Origin of the sequence: Curtobacterium sp. BNK-1 (assembly GCF_048685235.1) — a bacterium.
GTDB lineage: Bacteria > Pseudomonadota > Gammaproteobacteria > Enterobacterales > Enterobacteriaceae > Pantoea > Pantoea agglomerans.
This window is the reverse complement of record NZ_JBLQTJ010000001.1, coordinates 2,738,001-2,760,958: the sequence shown is the minus strand read 5'-3', so window position 1 is coordinate 2,760,958 and position 22,958 is coordinate 2,738,001. Positions and strand designations below refer to the sequence as shown.

General features: G+C 57.0%; 17 protein-coding genes. 14 read left to right on the top strand and 3 right to left on the bottom strand.

What is annotated here, in order from left to right; all coding sequences use genetic code 11:
* Positions 1-76 precede the first annotated feature (76 nt).
* Both glyA and ACMGGP_RS12980 read left to right on the top strand, forming a co-directional pair.
* Positions 77-1,330: a serine hydroxymethyltransferase gene (glyA, locus tag ACMGGP_RS12985; RefSeq protein ID WP_010257616.1), complete on the top strand. Its 1,254-nt coding sequence runs from the start codon at positions 77-79 to the stop codon at positions 1,328-1,330.
* Positions 1,331-1,458: 128 nt separating this feature from the next.
* Entirely contained in the window at positions 1,459-2,607 is a 1,149-nt protein-coding gene (locus ACMGGP_RS12980) for a 3-phenylpropionate MFS transporter (protein WP_498798508.1), read from the top strand.
* Here ACMGGP_RS12980 and csiE read toward each other — a convergent pair.
* The gene (gene csiE / locus ACMGGP_RS12975; protein WP_045139747.1) at positions 2,589-3,857 is read right to left on the bottom strand and encodes a stationary phase inducible protein CsiE; all 1,269 of its coding nucleotides are present in this window, start codon (positions 3,855-3,857) and stop codon (positions 2,589-2,591) included. The genes ACMGGP_RS12980 and csiE overlap by 19 nt on opposite strands.
* Positions 3,858-4,060: 203 nt before the next feature.
* On the opposite strand from csiE, the gene ACMGGP_RS12970 reads away from it, so the two are divergent.
* The 3 genes from ACMGGP_RS12970 to ACMGGP_RS12960 all read left to right on the top strand — a co-directional run bounded on the left by ACMGGP_RS12970 (position 4,061) and on the right by ACMGGP_RS12960 (position 6,828).
* The gene (locus ACMGGP_RS12970; RefSeq protein WP_498798507.1) at positions 4,061-4,639 is read left to right on the top strand and encodes a DUF1007 family protein; all 579 of its coding nucleotides are present in this window, start codon (positions 4,061-4,063) and stop codon (positions 4,637-4,639) included.
* Positions 4,630-5,610, top strand: coding sequence for a nickel/cobalt transporter (locus tag ACMGGP_RS12965; protein WP_498798506.1), 981 nt, complete (start codon positions 4,630-4,632; stop codon positions 5,608-5,610). The genes ACMGGP_RS12970 and ACMGGP_RS12965 overlap by 10 nt, the downstream gene beginning before the upstream one ends.
* A 204-nt stretch (positions 5,611-5,814) precedes the next feature.
* Complete coding sequence (locus ACMGGP_RS12960; RefSeq protein ID WP_010257601.1) at positions 5,815-6,828, top strand: TIGR04086 family membrane protein; 1,014 nt, start codon at positions 5,815-5,817, stop codon at positions 6,826-6,828.
* A gap of 63 nt (positions 6,829-6,891) precedes the next feature.
* On the opposite strand, the gene suhB is transcribed toward ACMGGP_RS12960, so the two are convergent.
* Positions 6,892-7,686: an inositol-1-monophosphatase gene (gene suhB, locus ACMGGP_RS12955; RefSeq protein ID WP_003848661.1), complete on the bottom strand. Its 795-nt coding sequence runs from the start codon at positions 7,684-7,686 to the stop codon at positions 6,892-6,894.
* Between the two features lie 141 nt (positions 7,687-7,827).
* Here suhB and trmJ point away from each other — a divergent pair, with 141 nt between their 5' ends.
* The 5 genes from trmJ to sseB all read left to right on the top strand — a co-directional run bounded on the left by trmJ (position 7,828) and on the right by sseB (position 12,716).
* A complete protein-coding gene (gene trmJ / locus ACMGGP_RS12950; protein ID WP_010257594.1) occupies positions 7,828-8,580 on the top strand; it encodes a tRNA (cytosine(32)/uridine(32)-2'-O)-methyltransferase TrmJ in 753 nt (250 codons plus the stop codon).
* A 130-nt stretch (positions 8,581-8,710) separates the two neighbouring features.
* Positions 8,711-9,208, top strand: coding sequence for a Fe-S cluster assembly transcriptional regulator IscR (gene iscR / locus ACMGGP_RS12945; RefSeq protein ID WP_010257591.1), 498 nt, complete (start codon positions 8,711-8,713; stop codon positions 9,206-9,208).
* 88 nt (positions 9,209-9,296) lie between these two features.
* Complete coding sequence (locus ACMGGP_RS12940; RefSeq protein ID WP_498798505.1) at positions 9,297-10,457, top strand: IscS subfamily cysteine desulfurase; 1,161 nt, start codon at positions 9,297-9,299, stop codon at positions 10,455-10,457.
* A gap of 161 nt (positions 10,458-10,618) precedes the next feature.
* Complete coding sequence (gene pepB / locus ACMGGP_RS12935) at positions 10,619-11,905, top strand: aminopeptidase PepB (RefSeq protein ID WP_010257585.1); 1,287 nt, start codon at positions 10,619-10,621, stop codon at positions 11,903-11,905.
* A 46-nt stretch (positions 11,906-11,951) separates the two neighbouring features.
* Positions 11,952-12,716 carry an enhanced serine sensitivity protein SseB gene (gene sseB, locus ACMGGP_RS12930; RefSeq protein ID WP_010257582.1) on the top strand — a complete coding sequence of 255 codons (765 nt, stop codon included), beginning with the start codon at positions 11,952-11,954 and terminating at the stop codon, positions 12,714-12,716.
* A gap of 40 nt (positions 12,717-12,756) precedes the next feature.
* On the opposite strand, the gene sseA is transcribed toward sseB, so the two are convergent.
* Positions 12,757-13,599, bottom strand: coding sequence for a 3-mercaptopyruvate sulfurtransferase (gene sseA, locus ACMGGP_RS12925; protein ID WP_010257579.1), 843 nt, complete (start codon positions 13,597-13,599; stop codon positions 12,757-12,759).
* A gap of 146 nt (positions 13,600-13,745) precedes the next feature.
* Between sseA and ACMGGP_RS12920 the strand changes: the two genes are divergently transcribed.
* From ACMGGP_RS12920 to rlmN, 4 genes are all read left to right on the top strand, one after another.
* Positions 13,746-18,641, top strand: coding sequence for an alpha-2-macroglobulin family protein (locus tag ACMGGP_RS12920; RefSeq protein ID WP_498798504.1), 4,896 nt, complete (start codon positions 13,746-13,748; stop codon positions 18,639-18,641).
* A gap of 38 nt (positions 18,642-18,679) precedes the next feature.
* Complete coding sequence (gene pbpC, locus ACMGGP_RS12915; protein ID WP_498798503.1) at positions 18,680-20,980, top strand: peptidoglycan glycosyltransferase PbpC; 2,301 nt, start codon at positions 18,680-18,682, stop codon at positions 20,978-20,980.
* A 175-nt stretch (positions 20,981-21,155) separates the two neighbouring features.
* Positions 21,156-21,587 (top strand): nucleoside-diphosphate kinase, encoded by a 432-nt coding sequence (gene ndk / locus ACMGGP_RS12910; RefSeq protein ID WP_003848684.1) that lies wholly within the window; start codon positions 21,156-21,158, stop codon positions 21,585-21,587.
* A 187-nt stretch (positions 21,588-21,774) separates the two neighbouring features.
* Complete coding sequence (gene rlmN, locus ACMGGP_RS12905; protein ID WP_010257560.1) at positions 21,775-22,944, top strand: dual-specificity RNA methyltransferase RlmN; 1,170 nt, start codon at positions 21,775-21,777, stop codon at positions 22,942-22,944.
* The last annotated feature ends 14 nt before the right edge of the window (positions 22,945-22,958 follow it).

Below are 22,958 nucleotides of genomic sequence, written 5' to 3'. Positions count from 1 at the left end.
ACGGTTTACACTGTGGGCCTTCGCCCCTGAAGGGGGGTAAATACCGTCAGAAAGTTAGCTGAGTCAGGAGATCCGGATGTTAAAGCGTGATATGAACATTGCCGATTACGATGCCGAGTTGTGGCAGGCGATGGAGCAGGAGACAGTGCGTCAGGAAGAGCACATTGAACTGATTGCTTCTGAAAACTACACCAGCCCGCGTGTTATGCAGGCACAAGGTTCTCAGCTCACCAATAAATACGCTGAAGGCTATCCGGGCAAACGCTACTACGGCGGCTGTGAGTACGTTGATATCGTTGAGCAACTGGCAATTGATCGCGCAAAAGAACTGTTTGGTGCCGATTACGCTAACGTTCAGCCACACTCAGGTTCACAGGCTAACTTTGCGGTTTACACCGCGCTGCTGCAGCCGGGCGATACTATTCTGGGGATGAACCTGGCGCACGGTGGGCACCTGACTCACGGCTCACCGGTTAACCTGTCGGGCAAACTCTATAACGTTGTGGCTTACGGTATCGATGAGACCGGTAAAATTGACTACGACGAACTGGCTGAACTGGCGAAAACCCACAAGCCAAAAATGATCGTTGGCGGATTCTCAGCTTACTCCGGCGTTTGCGACTGGGCGAAAATGCGCGAAATCGCGGATAGCGTAGGTGCATGGCTGTTTGTGGACATGGCACACGTTGCCGGCCTGATTGCTGCAGACGTTTACCCGAGTCCGATCCCGCATGCGCACATCGTGACCTCTACCACTCACAAAACGCTGGCGGGTCCGCGCGGTGGTATCATTCTGGCGAAAAACGGCGACGAAGATTTCTATAAGAAACTGAACTCTGCTGTCTTCCCTGGCGGTCAGGGCGGTCCTCTGATGCACGTTATCGCTGGTAAAGCGGTTGCGTTCAAAGAGGCGATGGAGCCGGAATTCAAAACCTACCAGCAGCAGGTGGCAAAAAATGCCAAAGCGATGGTTGAGGTGCTGATTGAGCGTGGCTATGACATCGTTTCTGGCGGCACGTATAACCATCTGTTCCTGATCGATCTGGTGAGCAAAAACCTGACCGGTAAAGAAGCGGATGCGGCATTGGGCCGTGCCAACATCACGGTTAACAAAAACAGCGTGCCTAACGATCCGAAAAGCCCGTTTGTGACTTCTGGTATCCGTATCGGTACGCCAGCTGTTACCCGTCGTGGCTTCAATGAAGCGGACGTGCGTGAGCTGGCTGGCTGGATCGCGGATGTGCTGGATAACGTCAATGACGAAGCGACCATTGAGCGCACCAAAAAGAAAGTACTGGAAATCTGCAGCCGTCTGCCGGTCTACGCTTAATCGTTAACCTGTTGTGAGACAGCATACAAAGGATGGCATCAGCCATCCTTTTTTATTGCCTGTCCTGCGGCGCTCTGCCAGAGTAGCGCCCACTCATGCTGCCAGGCAGCACTCTTGCTGGAGGGAATATGGCAATCGGCTCCGCCAGATGGCTCGGATTGGGCTACTTCACTTACTTCTTCTGTTACGGCATCTATCTGCCATTCTGGGGCGTGTGGCTGAAAGGCACCGGTCTTGATGCTGAAAAGATTGGCCTGCTGCTCGGCTGTGGCATGGTGGCACGCTTTGTCGGCAGTCTGCTTATCGCTTCTCAGGTCAAAAATCCTTCACGGTTGATTACGGCGCTGCGTCTGCTGGCGCTGATGACCTGCCTGTTCGCTGCTGGTTTCTGGGTGGGTGAGCAGTGGATGTGGCTGCTGACGGTCATGATCGGCTTTAACCTCTTTTTCTCGCCGCTGGTCCCGCTTAGCGATGCGCTGGCCGCCACCTGGACACAGCAGATAGGACTGGCGTATGGGCCGGTCAGGCTGTGGGGTTCGCTGGCCTTTGTGATCAGCTCGGCATTAACCGGCGTGCTGGTCAGTGCTTACTCTTCAAACGCCATTCTGCTGCTGCTTTCCGTCGGCGTCATCTCTATGCTGGCAGGCATGATGCTGTCACCCGCCACCCAGCCACAGGGTAATGAACGGCAGGGCGCGGCGGGCGGCGGCTGGCAGGTGTGGCATGAATTGCTGCGTGAGAATGCGGTATGGCGATTTATGCTCTGCGTAACGCTGCTGCAGGGTGCGCACGCCGCCTATTACGGCTTCAGTGCTATCTGGTGGCAGGAGAGTGGCTACTCCGCCTCCACGGTGGGTTATCTCTGGTCGCTGGGCGTGGTGGCCGAAATCGTCGTGTTTGCCCTGAGCAACCGGTTGTTCCGCCGCTGGAGCGCGCGCGATCTGCTGCTGCTTTCGGGCATTTGTGCGTTGATCCGCTGGAGTCTGATGGGCGCCACTACCGCGCTGCCGCTGCTGATTGTGGCGCAAATCCTCCACTGTGGCAGCTTCACCGTCTGTCATCTGGCGGCGATGCGTTTTATTGCGGCGCGTCAGGGAGCGGAAGTGATCCGTCTGCAGTCGCTCTATTCCGCGCTGGCGATGGGGGGTGGCATTGCGATAATGACCATGATCTGCGGCGTGCTGTTCGCTCATCTGCAGGGACATCTGTTCTGGGTGATGGCACTGGTGGCGCTGCCCGCGCTATTTCTGCGTCCCGGCTACGACTCCAGTAAATAACGAATCCGCTGCTGATGGTGTAACGTCAGCGGCAGTTCCGCATGCACCAGCGGCGGAGAGAAGAGTGGCAGCGAGGTGGGGTAGGGCGAAATGATGATGTCCACATCCCGCGGTGCGCCATCCCGCTGAAACTGTTTCACGTCCTGATAGGTAATATTGATCGGCAGCAGCGTGATCTCCCGGATCTGCTGCTCCACATCCTGCTCCAGATCGGTATCGTCACCCGTCAGAATCAGCACCTGCTTCTCCTGCAACGCATTCTCCTGCATCAGCCAGGCACCAAAAATAACGGTAATTAAGCTCACCTCTTCCGGGCTGAACGCAATCCCGTATTGCTGCTCAAACGCATGCAGCGCCTGCTGAGTGGTACGCAACAGGCGGGGATAGAGGCGGCTGACATCCAGCGCCACGCTGTTGTCGATGCCGATAGTGAAGTGGGTGCGATCCAGCGCCTGTGCCAGATGAGGATAGAGCTGGTTAAGCAACTCGTCGCGATCAGCAAAAGTGATGTCGGCACACCGTTCAAAGTCATTAATTAACTGCTGGGTCGCAGCCATTAACTGCTGCTCAGCAGGATGGGCAATCGCATCCACGACAGGCGTATGTATCTGGCTGAACAGCAGTGTCCAGAAGTCGGTTTCACTGACGGGCGGCGCAAGGTGGCAGCGTTTGCGCCAGTGGTGAATCACATCCTCGGCAGCCTGCCGCTCAGCCTTCTGCTGCAGCCAGTGACACTGCGCCTCACTGAACAGCACCGGCTGGCGCTGGCACAATCCATACTTCATGAAAATCTGCAGAAAAAGCCGGTCGCGTTCGCTGAAATCGCGCTTCAGACGCAGGCTACAGTGCTGGATCAGCGCCTGTAAATTGGTCTCATCCCACAGCGCCTTCTCAATCTTCATCACCTTCAGGCGCTGACGCAGGGGGGCTGCAAAATGATCGCAGACGAAATCCTGCGATAAACGCAAACTGCGTCGCAGGTTGTGCAGCAGACAGAGGCGCCGATCCAACTCTGTGCCATGAAGACGAAAGCTGCCATCCACCATCTGATGCAATTCCAGCTGGTGATATCGCTGTATCTCAAGGCCCACATCCGCGATATCCTGTCGGGCAACGGCAGGATCGACGCCATTCAGCTGGCAGACTTTTTCAAGCGTAAGCACGGGTGTCGGCAGAAACAGCAGCAATAAAAGATGGCACTGACGCTGTGAGCGGGTGAAGAGTGGTGCCAAAGGGGTAGCAGAACTCATCAATCAGGTTTCCAGCAGGCTATTTTGAGCTAAGAATAGTCAACCCCGTCAGCGCCTGCGCGGTTTACGCGGTTTATTTGCCGGAGGTTTAAGGCGGGTCACAAAATTTTGTTACTTATAGATTCTTTTCATCGGGAACGTTACTTTATAACATTATGAAACGCACACTCTTTGCCCTCTTGATGGTCTTAAGTCCGGCTGTAATGGCACATCCTCACAGCTTCATCGATATGAAAACCGAACTGGTGGCGCAGGATGACACCTTTACCGGATTAAAGATGACCTGGACCATGGATGAGATTACCTCCGCCGATCTGCTTTACGACGCGGGCGAGGCGAAACCAGGCAGCGTGGTGTGGAAGAAGCTGGCGGCAGGCGTGATGGCGAACGTGCTGGGCCAGCACTACTTTTCTGAAATCTGGCACAACCAACAGCGGGTAAAGTTTTTGAATCTGCCAACCGAATACAACCTGTCACGTAACGGCCATAAAGCGGTGCTGGAATTTATTCTGCCGCTGGCGGAACCCCCGAAGCTGACCGGGCAGCGCTTTGAGATCCTGACTTTTGATCCCACCTATTTCGTCGATATGTTCTATGACAATCCCGGTGCATTAACGCTGCCGCCGGCGCTGCAGGCGCGCTGCAAGTTCGCGCTGAACACGCCAAAGCCCAATGATTCACTGAAGCAGTATGCGCTGTCGCTGGATAAAGCCGACGCGCCTGCAGAGGAGATGGATTTAGGCCGCCAGTTTGCCCAGACGGTGATACTGACATGTCAGTAATCTCCACACCGTTACGGGCTTCCCGCCTCTGGCCGCTGTGGCTGATGGCGGGCGTGCTGCTGAGCAGCGCGTTGCTGGTCTGGCTCTACTGGCCGCAGATTCTGATGCAGAGCGTACTGTGGCAAAAAGATCTGCATCGGCAGATGACTCAGCTGCTACAGCAGGTAGCGGAGCAGCCCCACCAGGCAGGCATTTCGCTGGTGATATTCAGCCTGCTGTATGGCGTACTGCACGCGCTGGGGCCGGGCCATGGCAAAGTGGTGATCGCGACCTTTCTGGCAACCCATCCCACCAGAGTGAAAACCAGTATCAGGCTGACGCTGCTCGCCTCACTGCTGCAGGGTTCGGTGGCGATTGCCCTGGTGACGGTGATGCTGGTACTACTGAAAACGTCATCTCGCCAGCTGCATCTCAGCAGTTTCTGGCTGGAGAAGGGCAGTTATCTGTTGGTGATCGGGCTGGGCGTGATGATCGGTTATCGGGCGCTGCGTTCGTTGTGGCGGGCATTGCGTCCACGTCCGGCCCCGGTATTTCGCGCCTTTAAACCTCACCATCAGCATGACGATCAGTGCGGATGTGGACACGCGCATCTTCCGACACCGCAGCAGATGAGCGGCAATCTCAGCGTGAAAACCCAGCTGCTGGTGGTGGTGTCGATGGGATTACGTCCCTGTTCCGGCGCGATTATGATGCTGCTGTTTGCCAAAGTGATTGGTGTCTATGGCTGGGGGGTTATCTCTGCTGCAGTGATGGCGCTGGGCACGGCACTGACCATTTCGGCGATTGGCCTGCTGGTTCAGCAGGCGCGCACGGTGGCGCAACGGCTGGCACAGCCTGGCGTTACCGCAGGCATGACGCGACTGCTGATCCCCGCGCTGGCCTTAACCGGCAGCCTGATTTTAATCGTAGCGGGTATCGCGCTATGGCAGTCAGCGCAGATGACGCTGGGTGGCGGAATTCGACCTTTCTGAATAAAAGCGCAGCGGAAATAAAATTGCCGCTGCGCTCTTCTCTTCGTTAATTATCTCTGAATTCATCTCTTTATTTTTTTCTCTGGCTGGTTTAGTGGTGAAATGACTATTCCCTGTCTACGCTGATAATACCAAAACGGCATTCCGCCGTCGGGATGATAAAAGATCAAGACCGCTTTCTGTTTATTGCGAGGAGTATATTTCATGGCTGATACCCGTATTAATAATGGCTACACCGAAACGCTGGCGACCGGGCCTGCTGGATTGCCGTTAAAACGTATTTCCTGGAGCGCCGTCTTTGCCGGTGTCATTTGTGCGTTGATCGTTCACATTATTCTGACGCTGCTGGGAACCGCCATTGGTGCAACAACCATTGATCCGATGAAAGAACAGAATCCACTCGACGGCCTGGGCACAGGCGCGCTGGTCTGGACTGCCATTGAAATGCTGGTCGCGATGGCTGCAGGTAGTTATGTTGCAGGCCGACTGGCTCAGCGCGAAGGCGCACTGCACGGTTTACTGATGTTTGGCCTTAGCACAATTTTCACTATTTACCTGGCTATTGCGCTGGCGACCAGTGTATTAGGCGGCGCGATGAATATTGTGGGCTCAGGCTTCCAGGCGCTGGGTAGTGGTATTTCCGCCGCTGCGCCATCCGTTACCCAAATGGCAAAAGACAAACTGCAGGAGAGTAATATTAATTTAGATAACCTGCAGAACGAACTGGAAACGACTTTACGCCAGACCGGGAAACCGGAATTACAGCCAGAGAATTTAAAGCAGGATGCAAATAAAGAAGCGCAGAATGCTGAAAACCAGGCTAACAACACCGCAAACCATCCACAGACAGCGGATACTGATCTGGCTAACTGGTTAAAAGGGGTGATGGATCGTCATTCCGATACCCTGCAGGCAGCCGATCGTGATGCGCTGAAAAATATTATCAAAGCGCGCACCGGCAAAAGCGATCAGGAAGTGGATCAGATCGTGGCCAAAACTGAACAGAGCTATCAGCAGGCCGTTCAGAAGTATCAGGAACTGAAACAGCAGGCTGAACAGAAAGCGCGTGAAGCCGGTGAAAAAGCCGCTGCCGCGACTGCGAAAGCGAGCTGGTATGCCCTGATTCTGCTGATCATCGAAGCGGTGCTGGCAGGTGTGATGGGTATGGTAGGTCGTCGTACTCAGCCTCGTCAGGTGCTGTCACACGAACGTCGTTAATCATCACTGAGTAACAGGCAATAAAAAAGGCGGCTGAGAAGCCGCCTTTTTCTGTACTGAGACTTAGCGTTTTAACGCTTCGCTCAGCTCATCACGCATGTTCGACAGCATCGATTTCACCACACGTGGGTTACCCGCGACCAGGTTACCTGACAGCAGATAGCCGTGGTTGCCGGTGAAGTCGGTCACCAGACCGCCCGCTTCACGGACCAGCAGTTCACCCGCCGCAAAATCCCACGGCTTCAGGCCAATCTCAAAATAGCCATCTACGCGACCGGCAGCCACATAGGCCAGATCCAGCGCAGCAGAACCGGTGCGGCGGAAGTCAGCACACTGGGTAAAGAGTTTGGTCATGATATTCATGTAAGCCGGCGCGTGCTGCTTCATTTTGAACGGGAAGCCGGTCGCCAGAACGGTGCCATCCAGATCGCGGGCCGTGCTGCCACGCAGACGATAGCCATTCAGCTGAGCGCCCTGACCGCGTGAAGAGGTGAAGAGTTCATTGCGCATTGGATCGTAAACGACGGCGACTTCGGTGCGGCCTTTAATGCGCACAGCGATAGAAACAGCAAAGTGGGGTAAACGTTTGATGAAGTTTGATGTGCCATCCAGCGGATCGATAACCCATTGAACATCCTGATCTTCGCCCGCCAGTTCACCGCTTTCTTCAGTGATGATGGTATGTTTCGGGTAAGATTTACGAATAATTTCGATAATCAGGCGTTCTGCTTCGCGGTCAACATTCGTTACGAAGTCGTTGCTGCCTTTCTGGCTGGCTTCGACGGCGTCCGGGGTTTCATAATATTTGGCAATTAAATTTCCGGCCTTGCGCGCTGCGCGCACGGCAATGTTGAGCATTGGATGCATCGGTATCTCTCGCTGGATGTTAAAGAACGGGGAAAACGGCGCGGAGTATAGCAGCGTGTTCGGTAAATGTCCTGCTTTATGTTAATATTCTCTCTACTGATTTTACTGACCCGTTTCTGAGTATCCCTAATCATGTTGCAAAATATTCGTATCGTGCTGGTCGAGACTTCTCACACCGGTAACATGGGCTCCGTTGCGCGCGCCATGAAAACCATGGGCTTAACCAACCTCTATCTGGTTAATCCGCTGGTCAAGCCTGACTCACAGGCTATCTCACTCGCGGCCGGTGCCAGCGACGTTATCGGCGACGCCAAAATTGTCGACTCGCTGGATGAGGCCATTGCCGGATGCAGTCTGGTGGTCGGCACCAGCGCACGTTCCCGCTCGCTGCCCTGGCCGATGCTGGATGCGCGCGAATGTGGCGTGAAAAGCGTGGAAGAGGGCCAGCAGGCACCGGTTGCGCTGGTATTTGGTCGTGAACGTGTCGGCCTGACCAATGACGAGTTGCAGAAGTGCCACTATCACGTCGCGATTCAGGCAAACCCGGAATACAGCTCGCTGAACCTGGCGATGGCCGTACAGATTATTGCCTATGAAGTGCGCATGGCATGGTTACAGGCGCAGGAGCAGGCCAGCCCGCCGCCGCAGTATGAAGAGTCACCTTATCCGCTGGTGGATGATCTCGAGCGCTTCTATCAGCATATGGAACAGATGATGCTGAACAGTGGCTTTATCCGTGAAGCCAATCCTGGCCAGGTGATGAGCAAACTGCGTCGTCTTTACACCCGCGCCCGCCCGGAACGTGACGAACTGAACATCCTGCGCGGCATGCTTTCGTCGTTCGAAAAGCGAAAAAACGATAAAAAAGAAGCGGATAATAGTTGAGTGAATTACCAGGTTAAATACCTGACTAATTTACCAGGTTAAATAGTTGACCAATTTACTCGGGAATGGCAGACTTCAGAGCATCTGTTGCTAATCCTCCGATAACCGGACGCTATTGAGGTCGTACGCTATGAGACTGACATCCAAAGGACGTTATGCCGTTACTGCAATGCTGGACGTTGCCCTTCACTCCCATGAAGGTCCGGTCCCGCTGGCTGATATTTCAGAGCGTCAGGGCATTTCGCTCTCCTATCTGGAGCAGTTATTCTCCCGATTGCGTAAAAATGAGCTGGTGTCCAGCGTACGTGGTCCGGGCGGCGGTTATCTGTTGGGCAAAGCGTCTAATACCATCTCTGTCGGTGAAGTGATCACCGCCGTTGATGAGTCTGTTGATGCCACCAAATGTCAGGGTAAAGAAGGCTGCCAGGGCGGCGAGCGTTGCCTGACTCACGTGCTGTGGCGCGATCTGAGCGTGCGTATCAGTGACTTCCTGAACAATATTACACTGGCTGAGCTGGTGAATAATCAGGAGATCCTGGATGTAGCCGATCGTCAGAATGCGATTGATAATCGTCGCTTCCAGAGCCCGCGCACGCAGGAAATTAACGTCAACCAACGCGCCTCGTAATCCCCGCTGTTGCGGCCCTTACTGCTAACGCGGTCAGGGCCGAATCTGCTATAAAGACGTATGATTTTTTATACGGAGCTGTAGCGCAATGAAATTACCGATTTACCTGGATTACGCCGCCACCACGCCGGCCGATCCGCGTGTGGCCAGCAAAATGATGCAGTTTCTGACGCTGGATGGCACCTTCGGTAATCCGGCCTCGCGATCGCACCGTTTTGGCTGGCAGTCTGAAGAAGCGGTTGATGTTGCGCGTAATCAGATCGCCGAACTGGTCAATGCCGATCCGCGTGAAATCATCTTTACCTCTGGCGCCACTGAATCCGATAACCTCGCGATTAAAGGTGCAGCTCACGCCCATCAGGCGCGCGGCAAACATATCATCACCAGCCAGACAGAACATAAAGCGGTGCTTGATAGCTGCCAGCAGCTTGAGCGTGAAGGCTTTGCTGTCACTTATCTCACCCCGGCGGCTAACGGCATTATCTCGCCTGACCAGCTGCGTGCGGCGCTGCGCGACGACACGATTTTAGTCACCCTGATGCACGTTAATAATGAAACCGGAGTGATTCAGGATATCGCCGCCTTTGGCGAACTTTGCCGCGAACGTGAGATTCTGTTTCATGTGGATGCGACCCAGAGCGTCGGCAAGCTGCCTATCGATCTCAGCCAGTTACCGGTTGATTTGATGTCCTTTTCTGCCCACAAACTCTATGGCCCGAAAGGCATCGGCGCACTTTATGTCCGGCGTAAACCGCGTGTGCAGATTGCTGCGCAGATCCACGGCGGCGGACATGAACGCGGTATGCGATCCGGGACATTGCCGGTTCATCAGATTGTCGGCATGGGCGAGGCGTATCGTATCGCAGCAGAAGAGCGCGAAACCGAGATGTCGCGCCTGCAGACTCTGCGCGATCGCCTGTGGCAGGGCATCAGCACACTGCCCGACGTCACCCTCAATGGCGATCTGCAGCAGAGCGCACCGAACATTCTTAACCTCAGTTTCGCTGACGTTGAGGGTGAATCACTGATCATGGCGCTGAAAGATCTGGCGCTCTCTTCCGGCTCGGCCTGTACCTCCGCCAGCCTGGAGCCTTCCTATGTATTGCGGGCGCTGGGCCTGAGTGAAGAGCTGGCGCACAGTTCGCTGCGCTTCTCGCTGGGACGCTTCACTACCGAGGAAGAGATCGACTACGCCATTGCCCTGGTGCAGAAATCAGTGACCCGTCTGCGGGCCTTAATGAAATCCTGATATCCGGTCATAGTCCGGAAATTGCGCCTATATTTGCACTTCGCTGGCAACACCTGACGGAATCTGTTATCAGGTCTCTCTGCGAATTATATTTAACATCTTATTAAAGCCGTTATAACAATCAGGCTGGATGAAACAGATAACGATTATGGAGCTTTTCGATGACCACACAACCCATGAATATTACGCTTAGCAGCCAGCCCGCCGATGCGCGCTGGGGCGAAAAAGCGATTCTCAGCAGCAACGACAGCGGCATGACACTGCATCTGACCGGCGCGGATGCGCTGAATATCATTCAGCGTGCGGCTCACAAAATCGACAGCCAGGGGATCCGCCATGTGGCGCTGACCGGCGAAGGCTGGCACCTTGAGCAGTGCTGGGCATTCTGGCAGGGCTTCCGTGGTCCGAAAGGTCAGCGTCAGGTTGAGTGGCCGGCGCTGGGCGAACATGAGCAGGCGGAGTTTGATCGCCGTCTGAAAATTATCGACTGGGTTCGCAACGTTATTAACCTGCCTGCGGAAGATCTTGGGCCAGAACAGCTGGCACACAATGCAGTCGATCTGATCAGTGAAGTGGGCGGCAGTGCCGTCAGCTATCGCATCACCAAAGGCGACGATCTGAGGGTACAGGGGTATATGGGCCTGCACACCGTTGGACGCGGTTCAAATCGTCCGCCGGTATTTCTGGCGCTCGATTACAACCCGACCGGCGACGACGATGCCCCGGTCTACGCCTGTCTGGTCGGTAAAGGCATCACCTTTGATACCGGTGGCTACAGCCTGAAGCAGAGCAGCTTCATGGACTCAATGAAATCTGACATGGGCGGCGCGGCGACCGTCACCGGCGCGCTGGCCATGGCGATTTCGCGCGGTCTTAACAAGCGCGTCAAACTCTACCTCTGCTGTGCCGATAATATGGTCAGCAGCAACGCCTTTAAACTGGGCGACATCATTCGCTATCGCAACGGTAAATCGGTGGAAGTGATGAACACCGATGCGGAAGGGCGTCTGGTCCTGGCCGACGGTTTAATCGACGCCAGCGAGCAGAACCCGACGATGATCATCGATGCTGCGACGCTGACCGGTGCGGCTAAGACGGCGCTGGGCAACGATTACCATGCGCTGTTTACCTTTGATGATGTGATGGCACAGTCGCTGATGGGCAGCGCGGTGAGTGAGAACGAACCTTTCTGGCGTCTGCCGCTGGCCGAATTCCATCGCAGCCATCTGCCGTCTAACTTCGCCGATCTCAATAATATCGCCAGCCCGTCACATGCGGCGGGTGCCAGTAGCGCGGCAGCGTTCCTGTCACACTTCGTCAGTAACTATCAGCAGGGCTGGCTGCACATCGACTGCTCCGCGACCTATCGCAAAGGCGCAGTTGACCAGTGGGCGGCGGGTGCAACAGGTCTTGGCGTGCGTACCCTCGCCAATCTGTTACTGAAATAAGCCGATCTCAGCGGTGGCTGATGCTGCCGCTGTTCAGAGGGAAACTATGAATCGTCTTGAAGAGGTGCTGAAGCTGGCGGCCACTGAGCCTGCCCATCGGCCCGAATTTTTTCAGCTGCTGCTGGAATCTGATGCCTGGGTGCCAGGTGAAAGCACCACGCAACAGCTTGATGCCAGCACGCCCGTTGATCTGCAGCACTGGGAAAAAGAGGATGGCAGCAGCATCATTCCTTTTTTCACGTCAGAAGAGGCGATGAGTGAAGCGGTGAGCGGTGAGCAGTCCTGGCTGCGTCTGCCGGTACGAACGCTGTTTGAGATTACGCGCGGCGAGACGCTGTTTCTCAATCCCAAACTGCCTTCCGGTAAAGAGTTTACTGCGGCCGAGATCACCCATCTGCTGGCTGAAGAGGGCAGTGCACTAAGCCAGCAAACCGTGCTGGAAGGCGGACAGTCACTCTTGCTGTCTGAGGTGGCTGAACCCCCTGCGCAGATGATCGACTCACTGACTCAGCTCTTCAGTAAGCATAAGCAGGTGCGTCGCGCGTTTATCGCCAGTATCCGTGAGCGGGCTGACGAAGCGCCCAATCTGCTGATTGGCATTGAAGCGGACAGCAACATTGAGACGATCATTCAGGCGGCGGGCAGCGTGGCAACCGATACGCTGCCGGACGATGCGCCGGTTGATATCTGTGAGGTGACGCTAAACGATCGCGGCATCAGCCACTTCTTTACCGCCCACATCACGCCATTCTATGAGCGTCGCTGGGGCAGTTTCCTGCGCGACTTCAAGGGCAGTGAGCGGATTATCTGAGACAACAAAGTAAACAGGCGGCTCATGGGCCGCCTGTTTTTTATTTCGCGATAGGTAAGTCGTCGCGACTGCCCCATTCGCCCCAGGATCCGTCATACAGCGTGACATCCCGTGCGCCCAGCGCCGTCAGCGCCAGAATCACCACCACCGCCGTCACGCCTGAGCCACAGCTGGCGACCACCGGTTGGGTAATATCGACGCCCGCATCGGCAAACAGCGTCTGAAGTTCCGCCTCCGGCTTGAGTTTTCCCTGTTCAACCAGGCTGTTCCACGGCACGTTCAGGCTGTTGGGAATGTGTCCGCGATGCAATCCGGGACGCGGCTCATCCACTTCGGCGTTAAAGCGATTGGCAGGACGCGCATCAATAATCTGTGCGCCGCCTTCATGGCTGATCAGCAGTACGTCCGTCAGGCGTTTCACCCGGCTTTCATCTGCGTGGGCCTCAAACTCACCTTCCGGCAGATTCACTTCGCCGGTTGCCAGCGCAAAACCAGCTTCTTTCCAGCCCTGCAAGCCCCCGGCCAGAATCGACACCTGAGCCACACCAAAGGTTTTCAGCATCCACCAGGCGCGTGGCGCAGAAAAGAGATTACCCTCGTCATACACCACCAGGTGCTTATCACTGCTGACACCCAGTTCACGCATCGCGACGGCAAAACTTTCGGCGCGGGGCAGCATATGGGGGTAAGGGCTGGTGTGATCGGAAAGCGCTTCAATATCGAAGTAAGGGGCGTCGGGTAAATGACCCGCCAGATATTCGGCCTGGATATCGCGAACCGCTTCCATACCGGGTGGCAACAACCGTGCATCCAGCACCTGAAGCCGCTCATCGTTGTAGTGCTCTTGTAACCAGTCGGCGGACACAAACAGTGGCGTCGTCATAACAACCTCATCTCAGCAATCTGTCATACCAGTGTCAGGGAATGTGCGCACCATCTCAAGAGAAGCGTTGATTAAATGCGAGCATTGATATGAAATTGCGCTGCGTAATCAAACGACACTCCCTGCGTCCCGGTGAAGGAACTACCATGAAGAAACGCAATACCCGGCTGCTGCTCAGCATGCTGATCGGTGGCTCGCTGCTGTCAGCGACCCTGTTACCTGTTTTGCCTCTCCAGGCGGCAGAAGCACCCGCAACCTCCCAGGTCAGCAAACCGCTGACGATTATCGATCTCTCGGAACTGCAGATCGATAATGCCGCTGCGCTGGTCTTAACCTTCAGTCAGCCGCTTGATGATAAACAGGATATCGCGCAAAAAGTCAGGCTGACCGACGATAAACAGGGCCGGGTGGATGGCGGCTGGGAGCTTTCTGCTAACCGCAAAACGTTGCGCTTCCGCCATCCCGAGCCGTCGCGTCACTTCACCGTCACGGTGGATGCGGGACTGCGCGCGGCCAGCGGAGAGACGCTTGCCGCCGATTACAGTCAGAAAATCGCCACCCGTGATATCCAGCCGATGGTGGGCTTTGCCAGTCGCGGTTCACTGCTGCCGCTGCGTATCACCCAGGGACTGCCGGTGCTGGCGCTGAATGTTGACCAGGTCGATGTCGATTTCTTCCGGATAAAGAATGCCGGCCTGGCGGAATTTCTCTCGCAGTGGAATTACGGCAACAACCTCTCAAGCTGGCAGTCGCAGGAGCTGCTGAAAAGCAGCCAGCTGGTTTATAGCGGACGCTTTGAGCTCAACCCGGCGCGTAACACGCGTGAAAAATTGCAGCTGCCGATGCGTGACATTACCGCACTTCAGCAGCCGGGCGTCTATCTGGCGGTGATGAAGCAGGCCGGTACTTATCGCTACAGCCAGCCCGCCACGCTTTTCACCCTCAGCGATATTGGCCTGTCACTGCATCGCTTCCCGACCCGGTTCGAACTGTTCGCCCAGAGTCTGGCAGACGGTCAGCCGCTTTCCGGGGTCAGCGTCAGGTTACTGGATGAGAAGGGGCAGGTGCTGCAAAGCGGTACCAGTGACAGCACCGGTCATCTGAGCCTCAAGGCGGATGAAAAAGGCAAGCTCCTGCTGGCAATTCAGGGAGAACAGACCTCAATGATCGACCTGGCGCGTCCGGCGCTGGATCTCGCTGAATTCCCGGTCGCGGGGCCGCAGGGCTATGACAAACAGCTGTTTGTTTTTAGTCCGCGCGATATCTATCGTCCTGGCGAAACGGTCATCGTGAATGCGCTGCTTCGCGATGCCGACGGACACCCCTTGCCCGCGCAGCCGATCAAAGCGGAGCTGGTGCAGCCCGATGGCCAGGTGATGCGGACTTTTGTCTGGCAGCCTGAAGCGGGATTCTACCAGCAGCGACTGGCGCTGTCCGCGTCGGCCATGACCGGCGACTGGATGTTGCGACTGAATACCGGCGATAACCTCAAGCGAGAGTGGAAGTTTCACGTCGAAGATTTTCTGCCAGAGCGTATGGCGTTAACCCTGAAAAATGACCCTCAGCCACAGGCCGCTGATGCCAGTGTTGAGTTCGGTATTGAGGGGCGCTATCTCTATGGCGCCCCAGCAGCAGGTAACACGCTACAGGGGCAACTCTATCTGCGACCGGCACGCGAGGCGGTGACTGCACTGCCAGGCTACCAGTTTGGTGACATCACCGAAGAGGGGTTAAAGCGGACGCTGGATGAGGTGGATCTCAAGCTCGATGCCAGCGGTAAAGCACAACTCACGGTAGAAAATCAGTGGGATCAGCTCCACTCTCCGCTCAATCTGATCCTGCAGGCCAGCCTGCTGGAAACCGGCGGACGTCCGGTCACCCGTCGTGCCACCCAGGCCATCTGGCCCGCTGAAGCGCTGCCAGGTATCCGGCCGCTGTTTGGTAACAAGGCGGTTTATGACTACCGCAGTGACAGCTATCACGATGAGCCGACTGTGCCGGAACAGAGCCTGGCCGAATTCGACATTGTCTATGCCAACAGTCAGGGCAAAAAACTGGCGGCAGAGAAGCTGGATGTTCGCCTGATCCGTGAACGCCATGATTACTACTGGAGCTTCTCTGACAGCGAAGGCTGGCAGTCGCAGTATAGCGACAAGGATCTGCAGGAAGATGAACGCGCCATCTCTGTCCCGGCTGATGGCAGCACCAAAGTCAGCTTCCCGGTCGAGTGGGGCCACTACCGGCTGGAAGTGCAGGCGGGCGAGAAGATCGTCAGCAGCGTCCGGTTCCAGGCGGGTTATGACTGGCAGGATAACACCAACGGCACGGGTGCATTGCGCCCGGATCAGGTCAGACTGAAGCTGGATAAAGCGGCTTACCAGCCGGGCGATACCGTGCATCTGCAGGTTGAGTCACCGGCGGCCGGTAAAGGTTACCTGATGGTGGAGTCGAGCAGCGGCACGCTCTGGTGGCAGCCACTGACCGTACCTAAGGGCGGCACAACGGTGGATGTCCCTGTTGCTGAGAGCTGGCAGCGTCACGATCTCTACTTCAGCGCCATCGTGGTGCGAGACGGCGATAAGGTCAGTGGCGCAACGCCAAAACGCGCGGTGGGGCTGTTGCATCTGCCGATGGCGACGGAGGCGCGCCGCTTAAATCTGACGCTGGATGCGCCCGATAAAATCCGTCCTGAGCAACGCCTGACGGTAAAAGTCCACGCCAGTCGTGACGGCGGCCCGCTGCCTGAAAAAGTGAATGTACTGCTGTCAGCAGTGGACAGCGGCGTTCTGAGCGTCACGGATTATAAAACCCCCGATCCGTGGCAGGCGTTTTTTGGCCGTAAACGCTATAACGTCGATCAGTACGACGTCTTTGGCCAGCTGATCGAAGGCGGTGGCCGGCTCGCGGCGCTGCGTTTTGGTGGTGATGGCGAAGATGAATCGATGACGCGCGGCGGCAAAAAGCCGGTGACGCACGTCAATATCGTGGCGCAGCAGTTACAGGCAGTCACGCTGGATAAAGAGGGCAACGGGTCGATTACGCTGCCGATCCCGACCTTTAACGGTGAACTGCGGCTGATGACCCAGGCATGGAGCGACGACAGCTTCGGCGCGGCCGAACGTAAACTGGTGGTCGCGGCGCCGCTGATCAGCGAACTGGCCACCCCGCGCTTCCTTGCCAGCGGCGATACAGCCTCACTGGCGCTGGATCTCACTAACCTGACCGATCTGCCGCAAACTCTGAAGGTGGATCTGAGCAGCAGTGGCTTAGTGGATCTGGCCGGGGCTGCCAGCCAGAGTGTGACGCTGGCCAAAGGCGCGCGTACCACACTTCAGATTCCGGTCATGGCGAAAACCGGCTTTGGTGATGGTGAGGTCGCCGTGCAGATTTCCGGTCTGAACCTGCCGGGCGAGCAGGTGAAGCCCAGCAAACAGCAGTGGAAAATCGGCGTCAGACCACCTTATCCGGCCCGGACGCTGAATTTCGATGCCGTCATCAATTCCGATCAGCCCTGGCAGGTCGCGGCAACCGCGTTTACCGGCCTTGATGCTCAGACCCTGAGTGGACAGCTGACGCTGAGCAATCGTCCGCCGCTCAATATCGCCAGTTATATCAGTGCGCTTTACGCCTATCCCTACGGCTGTCTGGAACAGACCACCAGCGGCCTCTGGCCGTCGCTCTACACCAGCCATGCCGAGCTGACCGCGATGGGGATAAAAACCAGCAGTGATGAGGCGCGCCGGGCCGCCGTCGACACCGGCGTTGCCCGTCTGGCAGGCATGCAGCGGGCCAACGGTAGCTTCGGGCTGTGGGACAAACAGAGTGAGGAGGAGTTCTGGCTGACGCCTTACGTGACCGATTTCCTGCTTCGCGCCAGCGAGGCGGGCTATGCGCTGCCGGATAATGTAGTTGATCGCGCTAACGCACGGCTGCTGCGCTATCTGCAGGATCCCGCGCAGATCAGCGGCGGCGGCAGTGATAACAACGCCGCGCTGCAGTTCAGCGTGCAGGCTTACGCCGGACTGGTGCTGGCGCGTCAGCAGCGTGCGCCGCTGGGTGCGCTGCGCGCATTGTATGAAAAGCGTGAGAAGGCCCGCTCCGGCCTGGCGCTGATGCAGCTTGGCGTGGCGCTGAAGCTGATGGGTGACGGGCAGCGCGCATCGCTTGCGATCATGCAGGGTGCCAGTCTGACGCGCTCAGATAAAGAGTGGTATGGCGACTATGGCAGCACGGTGCGCGATGAGGGGATGATGATATCCCTGTTAGCAGAGAATAAGCTGCAGCCCGATCTACAGAATAGTCTGCTGCTGTCGCTGTCAAAAGAGGTCAACGGCAAGCGCTGGTTCTCGACTCAGGAGAATAACGCGCTCTATTTAGCGGCGCATACGCTGCAGCGTGCGCAGGGCGGAAGCTGGCAGGCGCAACTGTCGGGCAATGCACAGCCTCTGCAGGGCGATGCGCCACTGAATAAAGGGCTGGGGGCTGAACGACTGTTGCAGGGCTTAGCCATCAGTAATCCGGGCAGTGCGCCGCTGTATGGTCGTCTGGATGTCACCGGTTATCCGCTGGCCGCGCCACAGCCGGAGAGCAATGTGCTCGGGATAAAACGTGAATACTTTACGCTGGATGGCAAAGCCGCCGATCTCAGCAATCTGCGCAGCGGCGAGTTGCTGGTGGTGCGTCTGACCGTTTCGTCGAAGCGCAGCATCACCGATGCGCTGGTGGTGGATCTGCTGCCTGCCGGTCTGGAGCTGGAAAACCAGAACCTGGCTGACAGCAGCGCCAGCCTCGGCGACAGTGCGGATGCGCTGAAGGAGAGCATGGGTGACATGCAGCAGGCTGACATCAGACACATTGAGTTCCGTGACGATCGCTTTGTGGCGGCACTGGCGGTGGATACTTATCGTCCCGCGACGCTGGTCTACCTGGCGCGGGCGGTCACACCGGGTCGCTATCTGATGCCACCACCGCAGGTCGAGTCGATGTATGTGCCGGAGTGGCGCGCCACCGGCAGCACGCCGTCACAGCTGCATATTCAGTAAGTGACGCGACGCGTGGTAAACGTCAGCAGCATCAAAAAGTGGTGGCTCGCGCTGCCGCTTTTTTTCTGGCGCTGTGGCTGGCGATATGGGGGCTGGATCGGCTTTTCCCGTTGCCGCTTAAACAGGTGCAGCCTGCGCGGATGGTTGTTGCCAGCGACGGTACACCATTGTGGCGCTTTGCTGACAGCAAGGGGATCTGGCGCTATCCGGTCACGCCAGAGGAGGTGGCTCCGGCCTATCTGCAGGCGCTGCTGACCTATGAAGATCGCTGGTTCTGGTATCATCCCGGCATCAATCCCCTGGCTCTGCTGCGTGCCGCCTGGCAGGATCTGCGCCATCAGAGCGTGATTTCCGGAGGCAGCACGCTGACCATGCAGGTGGCACGCCTTATCGACCCGCAACCCCGAACGCTGCGCGGCAAGCTGATTCAGGCGTGGCGGGCGCTGCAGCTGGAGTGGCATCTTTCCAAACGAGACATCCTGACGCTCTACCTTAACCGTGCGCCCTTTGGCGGCACGCTGGAAGGGGTGGGCGCGGCAAGCTGGAGCTGGCTGGGAAAAGCCCCGTCACAGCTGACGCCGGGCGAGGCGGCGCTGCTGGCCGTTTTGCCGCAGGCACCCAGCCGTCTGCGGCCCGATCGCTGGCCTGAGCGGGCAGAAGCCGCACGCAACAAAGTGCTGGATCGGCTGGCGGAATACCGCATCTGGTCTGCTGAACAGGTGGCGGAAATCCGTCAGGAGCCGGTGTGGCTGCCGCCGCGCCAGATGCCACAGATGGCGCCGCTGCTGGCCCGGCGACTGCTGTCGATCAGCCACAGCGATAAGATTGTCTCTACGCTTGACCCCTCACTGCAGCGCGAACTGGAAAGTCTGGCGCTGAATGTTAAAAATCAGCTTCCTCCACGCACTTCGCTGGCGATGCTGGTGGTGGATCACACCACCATGGCGGTTCGCGGCTACGTCGGCTCGGCTGATTTTACCGATGACAGCCGTTTTGGCCATGTGGATATGATCGCCAGCGTGCGTTCGCCAGGCTCAGTGTTAAAACCCTTTATTTACGGCATGGCGCTGGATGAGGGGCTGATTCATGCTGAATCACTGCTGCAGGATGTGCCGCGTCGCTTTGGTGATTACCGGCCAGGCAACTTCGATACCGGATTTCACGGGCCGGTCAGCGCCAGTGACGCACTGGTGCGGTCGCTGAATCTGCCTGCGGTGCAGCTTCTGGAGGCGCTGGGACCGAAAAACGTTGCAGCGCGCCTGCGCAATGTCGGTCTGAACTTACGTTTTCCCCCCGGCGCTGAACCTAATCTTTCCCTGATTCTCGGCGGCACCGGAGCGCGCATGGATGAGATCGTGGCTGCCTACAGCGCCTTTGCCCGCCACGGCAACGCCGGCCAGCTGCGCTGGATGCCCGATCAACCTTTACAGCAGCGGCCGCTGCTTTCGCCTGAGTCGGCGTGGATCATCCGGCGTATCCTGGCCGGGGAAGCGCAGCCCGCGGGCAATGGCAGCGTACCCGATGTGGTGCCACTGGCCTGGAAAACCGGCACCAGTTATGGCTACCGCGACGCCTGGTCGGTGGGGATCAATCCCCGTTATCTGATTGGCGTCTGGGTCGGAAGACCGGATGCGACGCCGGTTGCCGGGCAGTTTGGTTTTGCCTCTGCCGTGCCCGTCATGAATCAGATCAACAGCCTGCTGATGAGTCGCCTTGGCAGACGTGATGTTCCGGGCGATCCGCGGCCGGCCTCGGTGACGGTGGCGAGCATTTGCTGGCCTGGCGGTCAGCCGTTGCCCGCCGGAGACGAAAACTGTCGCCAGCGGCGGCAAAGCTGGGTCGCCGCCGACACGCTGCCGCCTACACTGCTGGCACCCGGCCAGGAGAGCCTCAGCGGATTACGCCTGGGCTACTGGCAGAATGCGCAGGGACTGCGCGTCGCAGCAGACTGCCCCGGCGCCACCCGCCATGAACGGCTGGTCTGGCCGCTGCCGCTGGAGGCCTGGCTGCCGCCTCAGGAGCGGCGGGCGCAACGTCTGCCCCCTGTCGATGCCCGGTGTCCGCCGTTACAGCAGGGCAGCAGCGCTCCGCTGATCGTTACCGGCGTGATTGAGGGGCAAATTGTCAGACCGCTGCCGGGCAGGAGCGCGCTGACAATGCCGGTCGCGGTGCAGGGAGGGCAGGGCGCGCAGCGCTGGTGGTTCCTGAATGGTGAGCCTCTGATGACGCAGAACGCCGCAGACAGCCTGTCTCTGCAGCTCGATCATCCGGGCGAGTATCAGCTGGTGGTGATGGATGAAGAGGGGCAACTTGTCTCGGTCACCTTCAGCCGGGGCTGACGCTTTTTTGCGCTAAATCATAACTATGGCGCGTCTGCTTCGACTCAGATCAAGATTTTTCATCAAATTAGGGATCTCTGATAGGCAATGCCGGACTCAGCCCCTATAATCGGCGCCGTTTCTTAACCGGGGCGGACGCCACCGGTTTCTTCAGAACGTCAAGACAGAGGTCATCATGGCAATCGAACGTACTTTTTCTATCATCAAGCCAAACGCCGTCGCTAAAAATGTGATTGGTGCTATCTACAACCGTTTTGAAAGCGCTGGCTTCAAAATCGTTGGCGCAAAAATGCTGCAGCTGAGCAAAGAGCAGGCTGAAGGTTTTTACGCTGAGCACCAGGGCAAGCCATTCTTCGATGGTCTGGTTGAATTCATGACCTCTGGCCCGGTTGTTGTTTCCGTGCTGGAAGGTGAAAATGCCGTTCAGCGTCACCGTGACCTGATGGGTGCCACTAACCCGGCAAACGCACTGGCTGGCACACTGCGTGCTGACTACGCTGACAGCTTCACCGAAAACGCCACGCACGGTTCAGATTCTGCTGAATCCGCTGCCCGCGAAATCGCTTATTTCTTTGGCGAAAACGAAATCTGCCCACGTACCCGTTAATCGCCTGGCGATAAACGTTACGTCGGCTTTACAAAAATCTGCGTAGGGGAGGTCACTCCCGCCTGTTATCAGGCTGCAGATGTTGTACAATATTGCGCCTTCATTGACTCAGCTTAATGAAGGCGCAATTTTTTTCACCTATCCCTGAACAGCGCCATAACGTGTAACAACGAGGCCAGAGAATATTATGTCCGAACAGATTGTGACGTCCGCGTCCGCATCCCCTATTGTCGTCTCCCCCAAAAGCCAGAAAATAAACCTGCTGGATCTCAACCGTCAGCAGATGCGCGAATTCTTCCTGTCGCTGGGCGAAAAGCCTTTCCGCGCCGATCAGGTCATGAAGTGGATTTATCACTACTGCTGCGATGACTTCGAGCAGATGACCGACATCAACAAAAAGCTGCGTAACCGGCTGATGGAGCTGACGGAGATCCGTGCGCCAGAAGTGGCAGAAGAGATGCGCTCTACCGACGGCACCATCAAATGGGCCATTCGCGTGGGCGACCAACTGGTGGAAACGGTCTATATCCCGGAAGGGGACCGCGCCACGCTCTGTGTCTCTTCACAGGTGGGTTGTGCGCTGGAGTGTAAATTCTGTTCGACCGCACAGCAGGGCTTTAACCGTAACCTGCGGGTGTCAGAAATTATTGGTCAGGTGTGGCGCGCGGCGAAAATTGTCGGCGCAGCCAAAATCACCGGCCAGCGTCCTATCACCAACGTGGTGATGATGGGCATGGGCGAGCCGCTGCTCAACCTCAATAACGTGGTCCCGGCGATGGAGATCATGCTGGATGACTTCGGTTTTGGTCTGTCGAAGCGTCGCGTGACCCTCTCTACCTCGGGTGTGGTGCCTGCGCTGGATAAACTGGGCGATATGATCGACGTCGCGCTGGCGATTTCCCTGCACGCGCCTAACGATAAGCTGCGTGATGATATTGTCCCGATCAACAAAAAGTACAATATCGAAACCTTCCTGGCGGCGGTGAAACGCTACATTGGCAAATCCAACGCCAATCAGGGACGCGTGACCATCGAGTACGTGTTGCTGGATCACGTCAATGACAGCACAGATGATGCGCATGAACTCGCCGCATTACTGAAAGAAACACCGTGTAAAATCAACCTGATCCCCTGGAACCCCTTCCCGGGCGCGCCTTATGGCCGTAGCTCCAACAGCCGCATCGATCGTTTCTCCAAAGTCCTGATGGACTATGGTTTTACGACCATCGTGCGTAAAACCCGTGGCGACGATATCGATGCCGCCTGTGGTCAGTTAGCCGGTGAGGTGATCGACCGTACCAAGCGTACGATGCGTAAAAAAATGGCGGGTGAAGCCATCTCTGTGAAGGCTCTCTAGAAGAGTGACTCAGA